This window comes from Acinetobacter sp. T63, from assembly GCF_053852345.1.
On record NZ_CM132659.1, the window covers coordinates 2,708,769 to 2,729,125 of the forward strand.

Here is a 20,357-nt window from a genome sequence, read left to right on the forward strand (position 1 = left end):
ACATTAACCAAGAATAATTGGCTTGTTCCCCAACTCATTGGCTTCATCCTGAATTTTCCGGTCATAAAAACTATCCAGAATTATGCCAATTTCTTTAACACCCAAGATCACTGCCTGCTGATACTCTCTTTGCGCTAGGCCATACACCATTTTCTGGCAAATCTCATCCCAGACTTGCTGCTCGGTGGCATGCTTAATACCACGGTCAATCACAATCTCGACTTTACGTTCACACAGGTTTAAGTACAACAGCACGCCACTATTGTATTCCGTATCCCAAACACCTAATTCAGCAAACAGCTGCCGTGCGCGGGTACGTGTATCCTGATAATAAGCCAAACGCGAAGGCAGACAGCCTTCAATCACCACCTGAATTTCACCAATATGACCATGCTCGGCTTCTGTGACCGCTTGCGCAATTGCATACTGATCCTGCTGGTTAAAAAAGCGTTTGGTGGCTGGCATATAGAAAAAGTGCTTAAACCAGCGTTTTAAACTGGGTTGACTCAGCTCCTGAGTTTTCGGCTGGGTAATAATTTCAGTTGTATCTGTTGTGGTTACCATGATCCTGATGCTCCTCCCCCGCCGAAGCCGCCGCCTCCGCCGCTATATCCACCGCCACCACCAAAGCCGCCACCTCCACCGCCACGACCGGCCGAGGCCAGGAAAATATGAAAAATCGCTTGTGCCAGTGCGGTAATGAGTAAAAAGAAAATCCCAAGTCCCATTAATAAACTGGTGAATATACCCACACCATTGACCAACCCCGCCACCGTAGCCGCCACCGCAGCGGTTGAAGCGCTGAGACGTTTACCGACAATATAAGAGCCAATCACCCCGGCAATTAAAATAAAAATTACTGTATTAAAAGTTTTTTCCCGTGCCTGCTGCTCACGTAAGGCCTGTTGCTGGCGTTCTTGCAGCTCTTTGGCAGCATTAGCCGCTACTTCCGGGTCCATATTCAAAATACGTTCAATTTCAGCCAGACCGGCTTCAATACCGCTGGCATATTGCGCCTGTTTAAAATACGGGGTGATCTGGTTGTTGATAATCCGGCCCAGCACAATATCGGGTAATACCCCTTCCAGACCATAACCGGTCAGAATCTGAATACGGCGGTCATTCACCGCAATTGCCATTAGCAAGCCATTGTCATATTTGGCAGAGCCCAATTGCCAGCGTTCTGCAACGCGCATGGCGAAATCAAAAATATCTTCCTGACCGGTGGTCGGCACAATTACCACCCCAATTTGCGCTTTACCCTGCTGATGCAGCGCTAAAATCCGCTGGCTAATCGCCTGTTTCTGCGCTGCACTCAGCAAATTGGCCTGATCAACTACCGGTTCATTTAAAGTCGGCAAGCCACGGATGGACTCGCCTTCTGCCATATCATTGGCAATCACCGGTTGTTCAACACTTGCCTCGGATGCAGCGGCTGCCTGACTCTGATGACGAGCATTGGCCTCACGTTGCTGTTCCTGAATGATGCGTGCCGCCGCCAGATCATCTGCTGAACCACTAGCAGCGGTGTCTGCCAGGCTGAGTGAACTGAGCAATAGCGCACAGCACAACAGCAGGCTGTGTAGTATCCACCGGATGAGAGCAGTAATTGAATCAGGCATGATCCGCGGCTCCTTGGGGCGTGGGATTATTCAAACGACACGGTTGGTGCAGTTTGTGCGTTTTGATCGGCACTAAAGTTTGGCTTGGTGTCCATACCAATCACTTTTGCAGTCATGACCTGCGGGAACTGGCGTGAATAGGCATTAAAGTCCTGTACCGTAGTGATATAACGGTTACGCGCTACCGCAATACGGTTTTCGGTACCTTCAAGCTGTACCTGCAAATCCCGGAACTGCTGATTGGCTTTTAAATCCGGATAATTTTCTGATACCGCAATTAAACGCGATAACGCGCCGGTCATTTGCGCTTGCGCTTCCTGATAACGCTGGAACAGGGCTGGGTCTTCCAGCACCGCCTGATCGACTTTTAAGCCGGCCACATTGGCACGTGCCTGGGTCACTTCAGTCAGTACCTGCTCTTCATGTGCGGCATAGCCTTTCACCACATTGACCAGGTTCGGCACCAGATCGGCACGGCGCTGATACTGGTTTTGTACTTCCGACCAGGCAGCCGTCACAGCTTCATCTTTGACCTGTAAGGTGTTATAGCCACAGCCACTCAGGGTCAAGCTGCTGCTGAGTGCCAGCATCAGCAGTGTTTTTTTCATCAAGTTCATGCCTTATCCTCTAATTATTTATTTGTATTTGTTCAATAATTTGATTCTAACGGTATTTTAGCCCAGTTTTGTTAATTTTATTTATCACTTGGAAAACATACACGCATGAAAAAACCGGACGCGTAATCGGCCCGGTTTTAATTAGCGGTTTAACATCTGTTTGAATTAACTGAATAATTGTGGCTGTTGCTGCTGGAAACTTTCAACCTGATACTGCGTTGCCATGCGCTGCTTCCAGTATCTAAGACTGCGACTGTAATTGATTTTGGCCGGATGAAAATCTTTCCGGTAATAAGACAGATATTCCGGCAATAACTGCAGCAGCATTTTCGCCAGCAAATACAAACCAAACAGATTACCGCCGATTTTCGGCATACTGTTTTTCTTGTCCTGCAAAAACAGCTGTGAGGTGCTATAAAAGGTCAGACTGGCAAAACCGGCAGTAACACTGCGCATAATCATACGGCGCAGACGATGATCGGCATACACATGCTGATATACCTCAAATGCCACCGCCCGATGTTCAATTTCTTCAATCGCATGCCAGATCCACAGCTTGGCTGCATCATCATCCAGCGTACTCAACACTTCCGGATGACGCAGGATATAACCGCTCAGTAGCGCAGTAAAATGTTCAAAGGCACAGGTAATTGCCAACTGTACTTTGGGTGGCAGACTTTTGACATGATGATCTTTACGCGCCAGCTAGGCCTGAAAACGATCCAGCTGATAATCATCACGGCGCCAGGCGTTGTTAAATTCACGATGCGCTTTGGAATGCATTGCCTCTTGCCCAATAAACGCAGCAATTTGTGCCTGTAACTGCGGATCCTGAACCTGATCGCGCACATTACGCACGCTATGTACAAAAAACTGCTCACCGATGGGAAAAGTGGAAGATAAGGCGGTAAGCAGATGCGACATCACCGGCGAATTGGCAAAATAATGCCGGCGGATAGCATGAGGATTAAATTTGAGCCGGCGAACCGTGATCCCAATGGCTTTCGGACGATGAAGATAGGATTTTTCTGCCGTCACTTGCGTCATGGTTACTGACCTTTTTTATTTTGGAGAAGCTCAGTATGTGAACAAAATCACTTTTCCCCTATGGCAAAAAGACCGATTCAATTTGCAAAAAACTTCAAAATGACCTGTTGCATAAAGTGTGTTTACAGCGAATTTGCTAGCAGCCCCTGTCTCTTTTTCATCTTCACCTACCGATTCTAAAACCAAAGTGATTAAAAAACCCGCTCTAAAAGCGGGCTTCTTGAATGAATTCAGCGTGAATCAGACATCCAGATAATCCAGAATGCCTTCTGCAGCCTGACGACCTTCCCAGATCGCAGTCACGACCAGGTCAGAACCACGGACCATGTCACCACCGGCAAAGATTTTTGGATTTGAAGTCTGGAATTTATATTGCTGCTGCTCGGCTGCAAGTACGCGACCTGAACCATCCAAGTTAATTTCTACATCAGTAAACCAGTCTGCTGGGCTGGTACGGAAACCAAATGCCAGTAATACTGCATCTGCAGGTAGAATTTCTTCTGAACCTGGAATTGGTTCCGGGCTACGGCGGCCACGGCTGTCTGGTTCACCCAGTTGAGTGGTTACCACTTTTACGCCAGTCACTTTACCATTTTCACCCACGATTTCGATAGGCTGACGGTTAAACTGGAATTCCACACCTTCTTCACGTGCATTTTTTACTTCACGACGTGAACCCGGCATATTCGCTTCATCACGACGGTAAGCACAAACCACTGACTCAGCGCCTTGGCGAATCGAAGTACGGTTACAGTCCATCGCGGTATCACCCCCACCCAAGACAATCACTTTTTTGCCTTCAACGCTGATGTATTCGGATGGATCTTTTTCCCAGCCCTGGCAACGGTTCACGTTAGCAATCAGGAAATCCAGTGCATCATACACACCATCCAGATCTTCACCAGCAAAGCCACCTTTCATATAAGTGTATGTTCCCATACCCATAAAGACAGCATCGTAGTCAGCGAGTAACTGGTCGATGGTGACATCGGTACCAATTTCAGTATTCAGACGGAATTCAACACCCATACCGGTGAAGATTTCACGACGGCGTTTCATGACGTCTTTTTCCATCTTGAATTCTGGGATACCGAAAGTCAGCAGACCACCAATTTCAGGACGTTTATCAAATACAACTGGCTTAACACCATTACGTACCAGAATATCAGCACAACCTAGACCGGCAGGACCCGCACCAATGATGGCAACTTTCTTGTCAGTCCATTTCACATAAGACATATCTGGACGCCAGCCTAAAGCGAAAGCGGTGTCATTGATATATTTTTCAGCATTACCAATGGTGACTGCACCAAAGCCATCATTTAAGGTACAAGCACCTTCACACAGACGGTCTTGAGGACAAACACGACCACAGACTTCTGGCAAAGTATTGGTTTGGTGACAAAGTTCTGCCGCCTGGAAAATACGGCCTTCTGCAAGTAACTTCAACCAGTTTGGGATGTAGTTATGAACCGGACATTTCCATTCACAGTACGGGTTACCACAACCTAGACAACGATGTGACTGATTTGCAGCCACTTCTGTTGTGAAAGGTTTATAAATTTCCACAAATTCTGCTTTGCGGACGTCAATCTCTTTTTTCTCTGGATCTTGGCGTGCGACATCCAGGAATTGAAAGTCATTATTTAGGCGCTCTGCCATCTCTCTCTCCGTGGGTAGACCCAAGGCTTTATTCGCATTACCTTAGGTCTGCCTATATCTGCAGTAGTGGAATTATTGTGGATCAGCTTGAGTTGTTTTCAACAAGGTCAATAAGTTAGCTGCTTTTGGTTTTACCAGCCAGAACTTACGACTATAGAAATCAAACTCATGGCGGATCTTGTACGCCCAAGCACTACCTGTTTCTGCAATATGTTCATCTAAAATGCGAAGCAAGAAGGTCTGATGTTCTTCCATCGCTTCAGTTGAGATACGGTTCAGTTCAATCAACTCATGGTTGTAATGATCTACGAAATCATTGTCCAGGTCCAATACATAAGCGAAACCGCCGGTCATACCTGCACCGAAGTTATGGCCTACTTTACCTAGGACGGTCACAATACCGCCAGTCATATATTCACAGCAGTGATCGCCTGCACCTTCAATCACGGCGAAGGCACCTGAGTTACGAACTGCAAAACGCTCACCTGCAGTACCCGCAGCAAACAATTTACCACCAGTCGCACCATACAGACAGGTATTACCAATGATCGCAGTATTTTGAGTCTGGAATGGCGAACCTTTCGGTGGGAAAATCGAGATACGGCCACCTGCCATACCTTTACCCACGTAGTCGTTCGCATCACCTTCCAGTTTCAGATGCAGACCACCGGCATTCCAGACACCGAGTGACTGACCCGCTGTACCAGTTAGATTTACTTTAACCGGATGTGCTTCCATACTCAGGTTGCCATAACGTTTGGCAATTTCACCTGACAGACGTGCACCAATTGAACGGTCACAGTTACCTACGGTAAAGCTGTATTCACCGCCTGTACCTGCTTCGATTGCTGGCAGAATTTCCTCTACCATTTTCTCAGCCAAAATACCTTTATCGAATGGTTCATTACCCTGTACTTCACAGTACTGTGCTTTACCTTCTGCTGCTGGATGTGACTCTAGCAGTTTGCTCAGGTCAAGGTGAGCATGTTTGTCAGTTTCACCTGGCAGGATTTCCAGCAAATCTGTACGACCAATCAGGTCTTTCAGGCTAGATACGCCAAGTGCCGCCAACCATTCACGTGTTTCTTCAGCAATGAAAGTGAAGAAGTTGATCAGCATTTGCGGCTCACCAATATAGTGTTCCTGACGCAAGTGATCCTGCTGCGTCGCTACACCGGTCGCACAGTTGTTCAGGTGACAGATGCGCAGGTATTTACAACCTAAAGCAATCATTGGGGTAGAACCAAAACCGAAGCTTTCAGCACCGAGGATGGCCGCTTTCACCACGTCCAGACCGGTTTTTAAACCACCATCGGTTTGTACGCGAACTTTACCACGCAGGTCATTCACACGCAGTGCCTGATGTGCTTCAGACAGACCGAGCTCCCACGGAGAACCGGCATGGTGAATAGAAGAAAGTGGCGAAGCCGCTGTACCGCCATCATAACCAGAAATGGTAATGAAATCGGCATAAGCTTTCGCAACACCGGCCGCAATCGTACCGACACCTGGCTCAGAAACAAGTTTCACCGATACCATTGCCTGTGGATTAACTTGTTTCAAGTCAAAGATCAACTGAGATAAATCTTCGATTGAATAGATATCATGGTGTGGTGGTGGTGAAATCAGAGTAACACCCGGAACTGAATAACGTAAACGCGCAATCAAGCCATTCACTTTACCACCAGGTAACTGACCACCTTCACCCGGTTTCGCGCCTTGAGCCACTTTAATCTGTAACACTTCTGCTGAAGTTAAGTACGCTGGGGTTACACCAAAACGTCCGGATGCAATCTGTTTAATTTTCGAGTTGCGAATGGTGCCATAACGCGCTGGATCTTCACCGCCCTCACCAGAGTTAGAACGACCACCGATAGTGTTCATGGCAATCGCAATCGCTTCATGTGCTTCAGGAGATAGTGCACCCAAAGACATACCCGCGGAGTCAAAACGAGGCAGGATATCTTCTACAGACTCAACCTGATCCACTGGAATTGAGTTGTCAGTTTTCAGCTTGAATAAATCACGGATGGTTGCAATCGGACGGTTATTTACCAGTTCTGCATATTCTTTAAAGTCAGCATAATTACCAGAACGTACTGCTTTATGCAGTGAGTTAATCACGTCCGGGTTAAACGCATGGTATTCCTTGCCGAAGACGAATTTCAGCATACCGCCCTGATCGATTGGCTTACGGTTTTTCCATGCCAAATCTGCCAGTTGTTTCTGGTCATTTTCAAGATCAGCAAAAGTTGCACCCTGAATACGGCTCGGAACACCTACGAAGCATTTATTCACAACTTCATTGGATAAACCGACTGCTTCAAACAGCTGACCGCCACGGTAAGAAGCCACAGTTGAAATACCCATCTTAGACAGGACTTTCAGCAGGCCTTTTTCAATCCCCTTACGGAAATTATTTTGTGCATAGACCGGATCACCCAGCAATTCACCTTTAGCCACCAGATCATTGATCACGTCATATGCCAGGTATGGATAAATTGCTGTCGCACCAAAGCCAAGCAGAACGGCAAATTGATGTGGATCACGGGCGAAACCGGTTTCAACAATCAGGTTCGCATCAGTACGTAAACCAGTATTAATCAGGTGGTGATGCACCGCACCAGTCACCATCACCGCATTGGCCGGCAGATAGCCTTCACGGATTTTCTTGTCGGAAAGTACCAGCAAGGTTTTGCCATCACGAATCGCTTGCGCAGACTGCTCGCAAATACGCGTGATTGCTGCCTCCAGACCTTCTGTTTCAGCATAGTTCAGGTCGATATCGGCAATTTCATAGCCTTTACGTCCTAAAGTACGAATCTGGTGCATTTTCGAGTTTGACAGCACCGGGCTGGAAATGATCAGACGATCAGCATGTTCCGGCCCCTGTTCAAATACGTTTTGCTCACGGCCCAGACAGGTTTCCAGTGACATCACAATCGATTCACGTAACGGGTCGATTGGTGGGTTGGTGACCTGCGCAAACTGCTGACGGAAATAATCCGATACATGGCGCACCTGACGTGACAAGACGGCCATTGGGGTATCATCGCCCATCGAGCCGACCGCTTCCTGACCGCTTTCTGCAATTGGACGCAGCAACTGGTCACGCTCTTCAAAAGTGACCATAAACATTTTCTGTGCCGCTTTCAGGCCATCGCCTTTTAAGCCCTGATCACATAAATATTCTTCTAATTCCGGGCTGCCTTGAACGCGAATTGAATTTTCACGTAACCATTCACGGTAAGGACGCATTTTTTTCAGATGCTGGTTCACATCACTGGTGTCCAGCACTTTACCGGTCATGGTATCAACCACCAGAATCTGGCCCGGACCGACACGGCCTTTCGACACCACATCTTCCGGTTCATAACCCCAAACCCCAATTTCAGAAGCCAGCGTAATGTAACCATTTTTGGTGATGACCCAGCGTGCCGGACGTAGACCGTTACGGTCTAACATACAGATGGCATGACGACCATCTTGAATCACCAGACCTGCCGGACCATCCCAGGCTTCCATGTGTTTCGAGTTAAATTCATAGAAGGCACGCAGGTCTGCATCCAGGGTTTCCACGTTTTGCCAGGCTGGTGGTACCAGCATACGCAGCGCACGGAACAGATCCATACCGCCACCCACCAGAATTTCCAGCATATTGTCCAGGCTGGATGAATCTGAACCGGTACGGTTCACAATTGGATTCAGCTCGGTTAAGCCCGGCAATAACGGGTTTTCAAATTTAGGGGTACGCGCCAGCGCCCAGTTACGGTTTGCCGTAATGGTGTTGATTTCACCATTGTGCGCCAGATAACGGAACGGCTGCGCCAGCGGCCAGCGTGGCAAGGTATTGGTCGAGAAACGCTGGTGGAACACCACGATATGAGACGCTAAACGCTCATCAGCCAGGTCGGTATAGAAGTCAGCAATCGCAGCTGGCATCATCAGACCTTTATAGCTGATCACAGTTGAACATAAAGTGGTCACATAGAAATACGGATCATTGCTGAGTTGCTGCTCGGCACGGCGACGCGCCAAAAATAATTTACGGTTAAATTCAACTTCAGTCACGCCAATCGGGCAGTTCACGATGACCTGTTCAAAGGCAGGCAAAGACTGCATGGCAATTGAGCCTAAGGCATCGTTATTGGTTGGCACTACACGCCAGGCAATGACTTTACAGCCTTCTGCTTCAATTTCTTTGGTCAATGTCTGTTTGGCATGCGCAGCTAAGGCCGGATCGAGGCTCAGGAAAATGGTGCCCACAGCAAACACTTCACTTAAGGTAATGTCACTTAAGCGTTTGGCTTCTTCACGGAAGAACTGCTTTGGCATGGCAAGCAATAGACCGCAACCATCGCCCGTCTTGCCATCTGCGGCAATACCACCACGGTGGGTCATACAACTCAAACTATGAATGGCGGTCTTGACGAGATCATGGCTTGCATCACCCTGCATATGGGCGATTAAACCGAAACCACAGTTATCTTTAAACTCATCCGGTTGGTATAAACCTTGAGCGGGAGCTACAGTATTAGGCGATGGCATGTGCATAGCGTACCCTTCTTTCAACGCGCCCTTGCTGGGCATTAACAATCTACTTTCTTTTGCGACCTGGTCCGACTGACTTAGCTTAAGATCCATGTTGAGCAAGTTCATTTCTCCTGGCTCTGATCTTGAGTGATCAAGATGACAAGCTGAGGAAAACCGTGACTGCCTTTACGCACTTAAATCAAGCATAAACATTTGACGATTTCGCACAATCATTGAATCTTTCTTGCTCCAAAATAGGGACATTAACTCAATTGATGCACCAATAATGCAAAAATGATGCCAACTTTATTGTGCTATTTTTAAATGACTTAATTTGGGCAAGTTTCAGTGAGAGCGGTGCGCTTTCAGGGAAGTTTCGCTTATTTTATACGCACTGTTTTTGTGCATATCTTTATTTTTATACACCAGCCTGCGCTATTTTAGAACGGCAGTTTAATTGAAAGGATCGCTAATTTCTTGTTCTGTGGTGGTGTTATTCGATGCTGGTGCAGGTGGAGCGACACCACTTTGTGATTTTTGCACATCCACTACGTTTCCGTCCTGATCACGGCGGGTTACGGTGGTGGTTGTGGTGGAGCGTTGCGGACTGGTTGCGCTCTGTTTTGGTGCAGCCAGCAGACTTTCATCAATTTTCGGCAGCGCAGCCGGCTTTAAAGCCACTTCATAAAGTTTATTGTTCAGGCCCACTTCCTCTGCACCCAGGTCATTCACAAACGGTAGATAGTCCATAAAGCTGGTTACCACCGGTTTGACCGATGCAGGCAATTGCAGCGCCAGCTGTTCTAAAGCGCTTCGCGCCTGACTGGTATTTTTATAATTGCCATACAGCAACACATATTGCTCGGCGCGGTTTTCACCACTCAAGCGAATATAAAGAAAATTCTGGCGATCAGCCTGTTTTTTCAGAAAGCCCTTGATAATATCTTCTTCACTCACGCGAAACAGCTCAATGGTCTGGTTTTTACGCTGCTCGGAGATAAATTTGGTGCCGCGAAATTCAGGCTCATGCAAACCGGAAGCGGTTAAACGCTTGGTTTGTTCCAGCGGTTTGACTTCGTCGATCAGGGCACCCAAATGCGCGGTTGCCGCGACTTTTGCCGGCTGAATCTGTAATTCAACTTCTGATTCCGGGGCTTTTTCGACTTCAACCAGCTCATCACGATCGGTAATGGCCCAGAAGATAATCGCCAGCAGCAGACACAGCGCACCACACACCAACCAGATGGAATTCTGAACACGTTGTTTGACGCTTTGTGATGCTGCTGCCATGGGATCCCTTATTTATGCTGCCTGATGCGCAAGAATAGACTGTTTCATCAATTCCGGATCAAATTCCCGGGTAATGATGGCCTGTCCCAAACGCTGCATTAATACCAGTCGCAACTGGCCATTCAACACTTTTTTGTCATGGGCCATAAAACCGAGAAAATCATCCAACGGAATTTTAGGACATACTATCGGCAATTGGGCACGAGAAATGATTCTTTTTGTACGCTCAACATCGTCTGCAGAAATCCAGCCCATCCGATGCGATAAATCGGCAGCCATCACCATGCCGGTCGCAACCGCTTCACCATGCAGCCATTCGCCATAACCGAGATAAGACTCGATGGCATGACCAAAGGTATGACCCAAATTCAGCAATGCGCGTTCGCCCTGCTCTTTTTCATCATTGGCGACAATACGGGCTTTGTGCGCGCAAGAACGGTACACCGCTTCTGCCAGTAAAACCGGATCACGCGCCACCAAGGCATCCATATGCTGTTCTAGCCAGTCCAGAAACTCAATATCACCCAGCAGTGCATATTTAATCACTTCGGCCAGACCGGCAGACAGTTCACGATCGGGCAAGGTTTTTAGCTGTGACATATCGGCCAGCACCACTTGCGGTTGCTGGAAGGCACCAATCATGTTTTTACCTAGCGGATGGTTAATCCCGGTTTTCCCACCCACACTGGAGTCGACCTGAGACAGCAAGGTGGTCGGTACCTGAATAAAATACACGCCGCGCTGGAAACAGGCTGAGGCAAAACCGGCCATATCACCAATCACACCGCCGCCGAGTGCCAGCACGGTACAATCGCGGTTAAACCCGGCCTCTAGCAGGGCATCAAAAATCAGATTGAGATGCTGAATATCCTTGTATTTTTCACCATCGGGCAAAATACATGTTGCCACCTGTTTACCCAGTGCTTCTATGGCAGTTTGATAGTGCTTTAAATACAAAGGCGCTACGGTACTGTTGCTCACAATCATGACCTGCTTGCCTTGAATATAAGGTTCCAGTAACGTCTGCGGATTTAAATCACTGCCAATAAAAATCGGGTAACGGCGATCGCCGAGTTCAACATATAAGGTTTGCATGGTTTTAAAACACTATACTCAATTAAATTGATTTCTTCGCCACGATCACATTCAGGATTTTTTGCGCCAGATCACGGGCTGCCCCCTGATTGGTTTCAATAATATGATGCGCCACCTCACGATATAATGGATCGCGTACTGCAAGCAAATCTTTCAGTTTCTGTTCAGGATTTTCAACTTGAAGGAGAGGACGGTTTTTATCGCGGTAGGTACGTTGCAACTGGATTTCCACCGGAGTATACAGATACACCACAATACCACGCTGTTTGAGGAATTCACGGTTTGGGGCCTGGGTGACTGCACCACCGCCGGTGGCAAGAACCAGTTGAGTACGAGAGGTCAGCTCGTCAATGACGGTGGTTTCACGGCTACGGAAACCGCTTTCCCCTTCTTTTTCAAAAATCCAGGGAATGGTGGCCCCGGTACGACGCTCGATTTCATGATCGCTGTCCAGGAACTCGCGTCCGAGCAGCTCTGCCAAATGTCGCCCTACCGTGGTTTTTCCGGCCCCCATCGGCCCCACCAAATAGATATTTGGCAGGGCGTTAAACTCTTTGCTTGGCAAGGAGTCACCTATTTATTTTGTTAAATTGAAAATATATTAATGATTTCTTGAAACACTGTCATTAACAATTCGTGGTGTCACAAAAATCAGCAACTCACGTTTATTGTCCGATTTAATATCTTTACGGAATAAACGGCCTAAATACGGAATATCCCCCAGGAATGGCACTTTGGTTTGCTGATTGGCTGTCTGCTGCTCAAAAATACCACCGAGTACGACGGTTTCACCATTATCGACCAGTACATTGGTATTGATCGAGTTTTTGTTAATCGTCAGCTGACCGGTCGGCGTTGGTGCTCCCGGACTATCACTGGTGATATTCAGGTTCATCTGCACTTTACCATCCGGGGTAATGCTTGGCGTAACATCCAGACTTAAAGTTGCATCAATAAACTCTGTAGTGGATACCGCATTGACACCGCCTCCTTCAGCAGACTGATACGGAATCTGCGTACCTGAAGCCACTTTGGCCTGTTGCTTATCAGCAGTCAGTACTTTCGGTGTCGAAATCACTTCACCATAACCATCAGCTTGTAGGGCAGACAGTTCTAAATCCAGCATAAAGTCAGATAGGCTGATAAGACCAAAAGCAATCCGGCTCGCACCTGGGCTGGTGACCCCCAAATCGACATTCAAGTTTTGTGGACGTTCAATTTCATAGGTATAACCACCACGCTCATCGTCAAATTCCGGCTCACGTAAATTCCACAGTGTGGTATCACTACCACCGACCAGAAGATGGTTATTATTCATGATCCCTTGTGACAGGATGCCCCACTTGACCCCCATCTCTTTGGTGAAGTCAGTGGTGGCACGCACAATACGCGCTTCAATCATCACCTGTTTCACCGATACATCCAGCAAGTCAATCATGCCGCGAATCTGGTCAATTTTTTGTGCAGTATCATTAATAATCAGGGTGTTGGTTCGTGGATCAACCGACACCGTACCACGTGGGCTGAGCAGACTACCGACGCTATCACCAAGTGGATCTGCCCCAGAACCCGAATTTGTGCCGCCTCGAGAATTGGATGCGTTTTTACCATCAGTAATCAGTTTCTCGATATCAGCAGCCTTGGCATAATTCAATTGGATATATTCGGTTTGCAGCGGTGCCAGTTTAATACTTTGTGCAATCGCTTTGGCTTCTTCTTCTTCGGCCTTGATCAGCTCTGCGACGGGTGCAATCCAGATCACATTACCATTGCGGCGTTTATCCAGATTTTTGGTTTTTAAAATAATATCTAGTGCCTGATCCCACGGCACATCTTTGAGACGTAAGGTGATATTGCCTTGTACCGTATCGGCGGCAACCATGTTAATTCCGGTAAAATCAGCCAGTAACTGCAGCACACGACGCACTTCAATATCCTGAAAATCTAAAGAAATCTTTTTGCCGGTATAGCTTTGTGCTGCACGCGGTTTGAACGGGTTCTTATCTACCGGACGTTTCAGACTGATGGTCAGTTTATTTTCTGCCTGGTACGCCATATATTCATAGCTTCCCGCAGACTGAATGGTAATTACCCCATTACCGCCATCATTTTGTGCATCAATGGTAGATACCGGCGTAGCAAAATCATTGACGTTTAAACGGCGTGCCAGATGTGCAGGAATTTTATTACCCAAGGTACGGACAATAATTTTACTGCCTTGCTGTTGTACATCGACCGGGGTATTGCTGCCTGCCAGGTCAATTACCACCTGACCTTCCCCTTCTGCACCACGCTGAAAGCCGATATTCGATATGCCTTGAGCCGTCTGCTGTACAGCTACTGGTGTTGCGGCTGCCTGAGTGCTGTTAATTTTAAGAATAAAAGTATTACCTTCGACACGGGTAGTAAAAGCACCCGCTTCAGCCAGATTAACCGTTAAACGTGCACGCTGGGCATCGGAACTGACATCAACCGAGCTGGCTTCCCGGGTCGCAACCGGAATGCTGGCCTGTTTTAAGCTCTGCTGGGCTTTATCAAAATCCAGCACCAAACGTGATGGCTGCTCAAGCTGATAGGCTGCAGGCTGAGGTGGCAAGCCATTGAACATGACACGAATTTCAGTACCTTGTCCTGGAATTTGCATTGGTACAATATTGGTAATGCTGACCTGCGCATTGGCCACTTGCATGACGGCCATCGCAACAGCGCCCATTGAAAACTGACGGAACAAATTGTTCATTGTAATGCCATCCCCAAAAATAAAATCTTTCACAGTATTATTCATTTTTATTCCTTTAATTTATGGCGCCGGCCCAATCAGTACTAGACTTCTTGGACGTTCAACATACCCTTCGCGACCATCTGGAATAATCTCAATTAAGTCAATTTGTGTCGGCGTAATATTGATGACCCGACCATGATTCAAGCCCATATAGCTGCCGCGCTGAATCCGTTCAATTTCCCCATCTGGAGTTTGAATCAGGGCCAGAATCTCGCCGCGTTGCCCGCGCATGCTACCTTTCATACTTAAAGTTTCCAGTGCATAGCTTTCTAAAGGCTGCAACTGGCGCGACAGGTTTGGATAAACCCGTTTACCCGCCATAATTTTCAGCTCGGCCGCCAGAGAACTTGGCATAAACGGGCTTTTCAGCTGATGCGCTGCATAGTTAAATACAGGTGCCGGCTCAAAAGTCGGTGCCGGCTCAATCGGCAACGGCGGCTGATTACGGATTTCTGCCATTTGTGCATTCACGGCATCAATACGTGAATCACAGCCTGCAGCCAGTAGGCCCAACACCAGAACCAACGAAAGTTTTTCAAATTTCATCATTGTGCTGCTCCTGTGGCTGGAGTCGTACTATTCCCTGCCTGTGCATCGGTATTCCCGACATAGCGATAGGTCTTGGCTTTCGCGACATAGGTAATTTGTGGAATATCGGTTTTCTTTTCCTTGTTTTCACCGGCAGTAATAGTGAAATCATGCATGGTCACAATTCGCGGTAAAGCGGCTGTACCGCTCACAAAAGAACCAAAAGCATGATAATCACCGGTGGCTTCAATCGAAATTGGCTGCTCGATAAAGAACTCTTGCTTGATTTCATTTTCCAGACGGATATTTTTAAATCTTAAGCCTGAATTCACGCCCGTAACGTTGACATCTTCAACCAGACCTGGAATTTCGGTTTCTTTTGGCAACTGTTGTAGCTGCTGGTTAAAGTTGGCTTCCATTTCCTGTAACTGCGCCTGATATTGCTGCAAGTTACGCAGTTTGGAATCTTTTTCACGAAACTCATTCAGCAGGTTCTGCTCTTGTGCACGCGCATTGGAAATTGCATCCAGCTTCGGCTTGATGGCCAGGAAATAGCCCAGGAAGGCAATTAAAATAATGATAAAGATCCAGATGGTCAGCTTGACGGAAAACGGCCAGCTGCCATAGTTATTCGGATCTAAGGTATTCCATTGCTGCAGGAATTTATCCAGCGTCATTTTTTTCTTTGGCGCAGCAACAGGATCCTGATTCATTTCTTCATATTGATCGAGACTCATTGTACTGCCCCCGCTGTTGCTTGAGTACCAGACGCAGGTGCTGTGCCTGGAAGTGCAATTTCATCCAAATCTGCCGTTACCACGAAGCTGCCATAGCTTTCTTCTACCCGTGGAACAACCGAACTTGGTGCCTTGTTTTTATTTTCTTCAACGGCCAAGAAAGAATTCATGAAGGCGTTACGATACCATGGCGATGCTTCCAGATTACGCAGGAACTCTGCTACCGTGTTTGGACTTTCGGCCTTGCCTTCAAAGGTAAATTTATTGCCAATACGGGCCACTTTGGTCAAATACATGCTACTTGGGGTAACGCGGACCAGCTCATCGACCAAACGTACCGCGACCGGACGCTGACTTTGCAGACCCTGAATCAGCTTCATGCGCTCGACAATGGCATTACGCTGCTCTTGCAGACCTTCCAGCGACTTTAACTGTACATCCAGATTCTGATTGGTACTGATCACCAGCTGATTGGCCTGTTCCTGATCCTGCAGTTTATGGTTGTAATAGAACCATGCCAGCGTGACGGCCAGCACCCCAATTAATGCAGCCCCAATACAAACCGCAATAAATTCTTTTTTTCGTTTTTCTCTTAGCTCATCACGCCAAGGGAGTAAGTTAATTTTTGCCATTAATCAAAACTCCTCAATGCCAAGCCACATGCCACCATCAATGAAGAGGCATCGCTTTCAATTCTTTTAATATCAATTTTGGAGGAGAAACCCATCTGTAAAAACGGATTGGCAATGGTGACGCGGTAACCCAGTTTTTGCTGTAGTAGCTTGGCCAGGCCTGGAATATTGGCATTCCCACCGGCCAGCAGAATATGGTCAATTTCATTAAACTGCGATGAGGAGAAGAAGAACTGCAGCGAACGTGCCGCCTGCTGCACCACCGCCTCAAGGAATGGCTCCAACACTTCAACATCATAATCATCTGGCAAGGTACGGCTTTTCTTGGCGCGGCCGGCTTCTTCAAAGGACAGACCATAACGGTTCTGGATTTCCTGGGTCAGCTGCTTGCCACCAAAGACCTGCTCGCGGGTATAGATAATTTTATTGTCTTTGAGTACCGACAGCGTGGTCATAGTATGACCAATGTCTAACACACCAATGGTATTTACCCCCATCGGCAAGGTATCGGCGAAGACTTTAAAGGCATTTTCAATGGCAAAGCTTTCGACATCTGCCACTTTTGGGGTTAAACCGGCCAGTTCAATCGCTTCACAGCGACTCTCGACATTTTCCAGTCGTGTCGCCACCAGCAAAACATTGACCCGGTTTGGATTGGCCAGACGATCAGGCAGCACCTCAAAGTCCAGGCTAACTTCATCTAATGGGAAAGGAATATATTGCTCTGCATCCATCCGGATTTGAACTTCACGTTCGTCATCCGTCATATCGGCATCCATCTCAATGGTCTTGCTAATTACCATTGAGGTTGGAATCGCTAAAGCGGCAGCTGTTGTCGGTGTATTGGCCAAATTAAAGGCACGCTCGAGCGCATCCCCTACAGCTTCAGGATTCAGAATATTTTTCTCAACCACACTGCCCTCTGGGAGCGGTACCAAGGCGTAACTTTCCACCCAGTAACGATCATTCTTTACAGAGAGCTCCAATAACTTAACAGAAGTAGAACTAATATCTACACCTATTAACCCCTTACTCGGTTTACGATATAACCTGCGCACAATAAGTTTTTCCTATTATTTTTTTATCCCCAAAAAAAATGCCATTCACTAAGTTGCTTTGTGGTCTATATTTTTGTACGGATACAATAACTCATCTAACAATCCGTATGGGTAAAGGCTATACTGACCAGCAATTAGTTTGCCATTAGCTCTTATTAAAACTTACTTGTTATGAAAAAGCTATCTTGTTCGGGCCGTGTTCATCCATTTTTTTTGCTCATAATTATTGTGTTAGTTTCCATTCCGATGGGTTTTTATGGCATGTATCTCTATATTGCCCCATCTTTGCCGGAAATGACCACTCTAAAAAAAGCGCCTCTTTTGAAGCCTTTACAAGTTTATAGCACGGATAATCAGTTAATTGCAGAGTATGGTGGCAAACTTTCTGTACCTGTCGAGTACAACCAGATTCCCGAAAAGTTTATCTATGCCTTTTTAGCGGCTGAAGATTCGGCCTTTTTCGAACATAGCGGCATCAGCTTTAAAGGCCTAGGCCGTGCGGTGAGTGAAGCGGTGACCGGTTCTAATGTGCAAACCGGTGGCTCGACCATTACCATGCAGGTGGCCAAGAACTATTATTTAAGCCCGGAACGCACTTTAAGACGCAAACTGACTGAAATTTTTCTAGCCCGAAAAATTGAACAGAACCTGTCCAAAGAAGAAATTCTGACCCTGTATGTCAATAAAATCTTTCTCGGTAAAAATGCTTACGGGATCGCGGCAGCAGCCAAAATTTACTATAACAAAAGCTTGGAAGAACTGAGTATTGCGCAAATGGCGATGATTGCTGGTCTGCCAAAAGCGCCATCACGTTACAATCCAGTGGTCAATCCGGAACGTGCCTTAGAACGTCGCAACTGGATTCTGGGCCGGATGCTGCAACTCGGTTATATCAACCAGAATGAATATCAGGCTGGGATTGCCGAGCCAATTAACCTGGATATGCCGGATCGCAGTATCAGTAATATTCACCCCTATGTTGGGGAAATGGTCCGAGCTGAACTGGTCAAGAAATTCGGCAAGCAGGCGGTTGATTCTGGTTATAAGGTTTACACCACCATTGACAGTAAACGTCAGGCTTATGCCGAACAGGCGGTGCAAAATGGTCTAGAAGCATATGACCGCCGTCATGGCTGGCGCGGTGCCGAAGCGCATGACCAGCCACTGAGTGACTTTCGTGCCTTTGCCAACACCTATCCCGCACAAGTCACCAAAGTCCTGAACAATTCTTTTGAAGCTCTGATGCAGGATGGTTCTACCGTCACTGTCCCGTGGTCTGGCATGTCCTGGGCGCGTCCCTATCGCAATGCCAATAGTGTTGGCGCAGCACCAAACCGGGCAGCTCAAATTGTCAAAGTTAACGATATTGTCCGTTTACGCCCCAACCAGAACAAAAGTTCCTGGTCACTGGTGCAAGTTCCCAAAGTTCAGGGGCAGCTGATTGCAATTAACCCAAACAATGGCGCGATTGAAGCCATTGTCGGCGGTTATAACTTTTATCAATCGACCTTTAACCGTGCCTTGCAAGGCTGGCGCCAGCCAGGCTCAATTATCAAACCCTTTGTTTATGCGATGGCGCTGGAACGCGGCATGACACCGCATACCATGGTGAATGATGCGCCAATTACCATTGGCAAATGGTCACCACGTAACTCGGATGGCCGTTATCTGGGCATGATTCCTTTACGCCGTGCGCTGTATTTATCTCGAAATACCGTTTCAGTCCGCTTACTTCAAACCGTCGGTCTGGACCGTACCCGCCAACTATTTATGGATTTTGGCTTGCAGGAAGACCAGATTCCGCGTAACTACACCATCGCCTTAGGTACGCCACAGGTGCTGCCGGTGCAAATGGCCACCGGCTATGCCACCTTTGCCAATGGCGGTTATCGGGTACAACCGCATTTTATTCAGCGTATTGAAGATGCGTATGGCAAAACCATCTATCAGGCCAATCCTGAATATGCCTGCATTGCCTGTATCAGTGAAGATGAAAAAAATCCTGAAACAGCTGAAGTAAAAACGCCAGATGATGAAGTGATTGAACTCACCAATCAGTCAATCCAAACTGCAGATGCAGCGCCAGCCAACAAGATTGAACGCAGCCAGTATCGTCAGGCACAGCGTATTTTAAAATCCAGCTCGGCCTATGATATGGCCAATATTCTACGTGATGTGATTCAGTACGGTACCGGACGCGCTGCCCTGCGTATTGGCCGTAATGATATTGGTGGAAAAACCGGAACCACCAACGATGCCAAAGATGCCTGGTTCGCCGGCTTTAATGGTAAACTGGTGACCATTTCCTGGGTCGGTTTTGACCAGCCAACGACTTTGGGTCGTCGTGAATATGGCGGTGTCGCAGCCCTGCCGATCTGGACCGAGTTTATGGGTAAAGCCCTGCAAGGTACACCGGAAGCCTGGGTCAGTCTGGACCGTAAAGGCAACCAGCTAAGCCGCGATAGTGCCAGCAATGACAGCATGGACCAGGAGTTGCAGCAGCGCTATCGTTCATCACCGCCATTGGCCCGTCCGCTGTATCGTCCTGCGCCGGCACCGGTCGCGCCTGCACCGCAGCATGATTTTGATGATTTGCCGGGTGAGGAAATCCTGATTCCGGATGAGGCGACTCCACCACCAATGCAGCCTCAGCCACAGCAACCGGCACAGCCGCAACAACCAGCGCAAAATCAGCAGCAGAATTCTCGCCCTGATGCGATTGAAAACCTGATTGATGAAGTCTTATAAACGCAC

14 protein-coding genes and 1 pseudogene are annotated in these 20,357 nt (G+C 47.5%); 1 reads left to right on the forward strand and 14 read right to left on the reverse strand.

Annotation, left to right across the window (positions count from 1 at the left end):
• Positions 1–3 precede the first annotated feature (3 nt).
• The 14 genes and pseudogenes from ACVLR6_RS13070 to ACVLR6_RS13135 all read right to left on the reverse strand — a co-directional run bounded on the left by ACVLR6_RS13070 (position 4) and on the right by ACVLR6_RS13135 (position 17,603).
• The gene (locus tag ACVLR6_RS13070; RefSeq protein WP_168407518.1) at positions 4–564 is read right to left on the reverse strand and encodes a TPM domain-containing protein; all 561 of its coding nucleotides are present in this window, start codon (positions 562–564) and stop codon (positions 4–6) included.
• Positions 558–1,622, reverse strand: coding sequence for a TPM domain-containing protein (locus ACVLR6_RS13075; RefSeq protein WP_455995401.1), 1,065 nt, complete (start codon positions 1,620–1,622; stop codon positions 558–560). The genes ACVLR6_RS13070 and ACVLR6_RS13075 overlap by 7 nt, the downstream gene beginning before the upstream one ends.
• 26 nt (positions 1,623–1,648) lie before the next feature.
• Positions 1,649–2,239: a LemA family protein gene (locus tag ACVLR6_RS13080; RefSeq protein ID WP_005180484.1), complete on the reverse strand. Its 591-nt coding sequence runs from the start codon at positions 2,237–2,239 to the stop codon at positions 1,649–1,651.
• Between the two features lie 165 nt (positions 2,240–2,404).
• A pseudogene (locus ACVLR6_RS13085) lies at positions 2,405–3,286 on the reverse strand (metal-dependent hydrolase).
• Positions 3,287–3,526: 240 nt separating this feature from the next.
• Positions 3,527–4,948: an FAD-dependent oxidoreductase gene (locus ACVLR6_RS13090; protein ID WP_419364046.1), complete on the reverse strand. Its 1,422-nt coding sequence runs from the start codon at positions 4,946–4,948 to the stop codon at positions 3,527–3,529.
• A gap of 72 nt (positions 4,949–5,020) precedes the next feature.
• Positions 5,021–9,496: a glutamate synthase large subunit gene (gene gltB, locus ACVLR6_RS13095; RefSeq protein WP_455995403.1), complete on the reverse strand. Its 4,476-nt coding sequence runs from the start codon at positions 9,494–9,496 to the stop codon at positions 5,021–5,023.
• 438 nt (positions 9,497–9,934) lie between these two features.
• Complete coding sequence (locus tag ACVLR6_RS13100) at positions 9,935–10,771, reverse strand: hypothetical protein (RefSeq protein ID WP_104492383.1); 837 nt, start codon at positions 10,769–10,771, stop codon at positions 9,935–9,937.
• A gap of 12 nt (positions 10,772–10,783) precedes the next feature.
• Positions 10,784–11,866 carry a 3-dehydroquinate synthase gene (gene aroB, locus ACVLR6_RS13105; RefSeq protein WP_075167859.1) on the reverse strand — a complete coding sequence of 361 codons (1,083 nt, stop codon included), beginning with the start codon at positions 11,864–11,866 and terminating at the stop codon, positions 10,784–10,786.
• Between the two features lie 22 nt (positions 11,867–11,888).
• Positions 11,889–12,431, reverse strand: a complete 543-nt coding sequence (gene aroK, locus ACVLR6_RS13110) for a shikimate kinase AroK (RefSeq protein WP_104487954.1) — start codon at positions 12,429–12,431, stop codon at positions 11,889–11,891.
• Between the two features lie 36 nt (positions 12,432–12,467).
• Positions 12,468–14,606 (reverse strand): type IV pilus secretin PilQ, encoded by a 2,139-nt coding sequence (locus tag ACVLR6_RS13115; RefSeq protein ID WP_286409158.1) that lies wholly within the window; start codon positions 14,604–14,606, stop codon positions 12,468–12,470.
• A 60-nt stretch (positions 14,607–14,666) separates the two neighbouring features.
• Entirely contained in the window at positions 14,667–15,194 is a 528-nt protein-coding gene (locus ACVLR6_RS13120) for a pilus assembly protein PilP (RefSeq protein WP_045795346.1), read from the reverse strand.
• Positions 15,194–15,913, reverse strand: a complete 720-nt coding sequence (locus ACVLR6_RS13125; RefSeq protein WP_005180513.1) for a type IV pilus inner membrane component PilO — start codon at positions 15,911–15,913, stop codon at positions 15,194–15,196. Before ACVLR6_RS13125 ends, ACVLR6_RS13120 begins: the two co-directional genes overlap by 1 nt.
• A complete protein-coding gene (locus ACVLR6_RS13130; protein WP_005180516.1) occupies positions 15,910–16,545 on the reverse strand; it encodes a PilN domain-containing protein in 636 nt (211 codons plus the stop codon). Before ACVLR6_RS13130 ends, ACVLR6_RS13125 begins: the two co-directional genes overlap by 4 nt.
• Positions 16,545–17,603 (reverse strand): pilus assembly protein PilM, encoded by a 1,059-nt coding sequence (locus ACVLR6_RS13135; protein ID WP_005180518.1) that lies wholly within the window; start codon positions 17,601–17,603, stop codon positions 16,545–16,547. Before ACVLR6_RS13135 ends, ACVLR6_RS13130 begins: the two co-directional genes overlap by 1 nt.
• A gap of 171 nt (positions 17,604–17,774) precedes the next feature.
• On the opposite strand from ACVLR6_RS13135, the gene ponA reads away from it, so the two are divergent.
• Positions 17,775–20,351: a penicillin-binding protein PBP1a gene (gene ponA, locus ACVLR6_RS13140; protein WP_455995406.1), complete on the forward strand. Its 2,577-nt coding sequence runs from the start codon at positions 17,775–17,777 to the stop codon at positions 20,349–20,351.
• Positions 20,352–20,357: the final 6 nt, after the last annotated feature.

Excerpts from the sequence above, each read along its gene's own strand:
- ACVLR6_RS13100 (WP_104492383.1), bottom strand. The coding sequence starts at position 10,771 with ATGGCAGCAGCATCACAAAGCGTCAAACAACGTGTTCAGAATTCCATC.
- ACVLR6_RS13125 (WP_005180513.1), bottom strand. The coding sequence starts at position 15,913 with ATGAGTCTCGATCAATATGAAGAAATGAATCAGGATCCTGTTGCTGCG.
- ACVLR6_RS13115 (WP_286409158.1), bottom strand. The coding sequence starts at position 14,606 with ATGAACAATTTGTTCCGTCAGTTTTCAATGGGCGCTGTTGCGATGGCC.
- gltB (WP_455995403.1), bottom strand. The coding sequence starts at position 9,496 with ATGCCATCGCCTAATACTGTAGCTCCCGCTCAAGGTTTATACCAACCG.
- ACVLR6_RS13070 (WP_168407518.1), bottom strand. The coding sequence starts at position 564 with ATGGTAACCACAACAGATACAACTGAAATTATTACCCAGCCGAAAACT.
- aroB (WP_075167859.1), bottom strand. The coding sequence starts at position 11,866 with ATGCAAACCTTATATGTTGAACTCGGCGATCGCCGTTACCCGATTTTT.
- ACVLR6_RS13120 (WP_045795346.1), bottom strand. The coding sequence starts at position 15,194 with ATGAAATTTGAAAAACTTTCGTTGGTTCTGGTGTTGGGCCTACTGGCT.
- ACVLR6_RS13130 (WP_005180516.1), bottom strand. The coding sequence starts at position 16,545 with ATGGCAAAAATTAACTTACTCCCTTGGCGTGATGAGCTAAGAGAAAAA.
- ACVLR6_RS13075 (WP_455995401.1), bottom strand. The coding sequence starts at position 1,622 with ATGCCTGATTCAATTACTGCTCTCATCCGGTGGATACTACACAGCCTG.
- ACVLR6_RS13080 (WP_005180484.1), bottom strand. The coding sequence starts at position 2,239 with ATGAACTTGATGAAAAAAACACTGCTGATGCTGGCACTCAGCAGCAGC.
- ponA (WP_455995406.1), top strand. The coding sequence starts at position 17,775 with ATGAAAAAGCTATCTTGTTCGGGCCGTGTTCATCCATTTTTTTTGCTC.
- ACVLR6_RS13090 (WP_419364046.1), bottom strand. The coding sequence starts at position 4,948 with ATGGCAGAGCGCCTAAATAATGACTTTCAATTCCTGGATGTCGCACGC.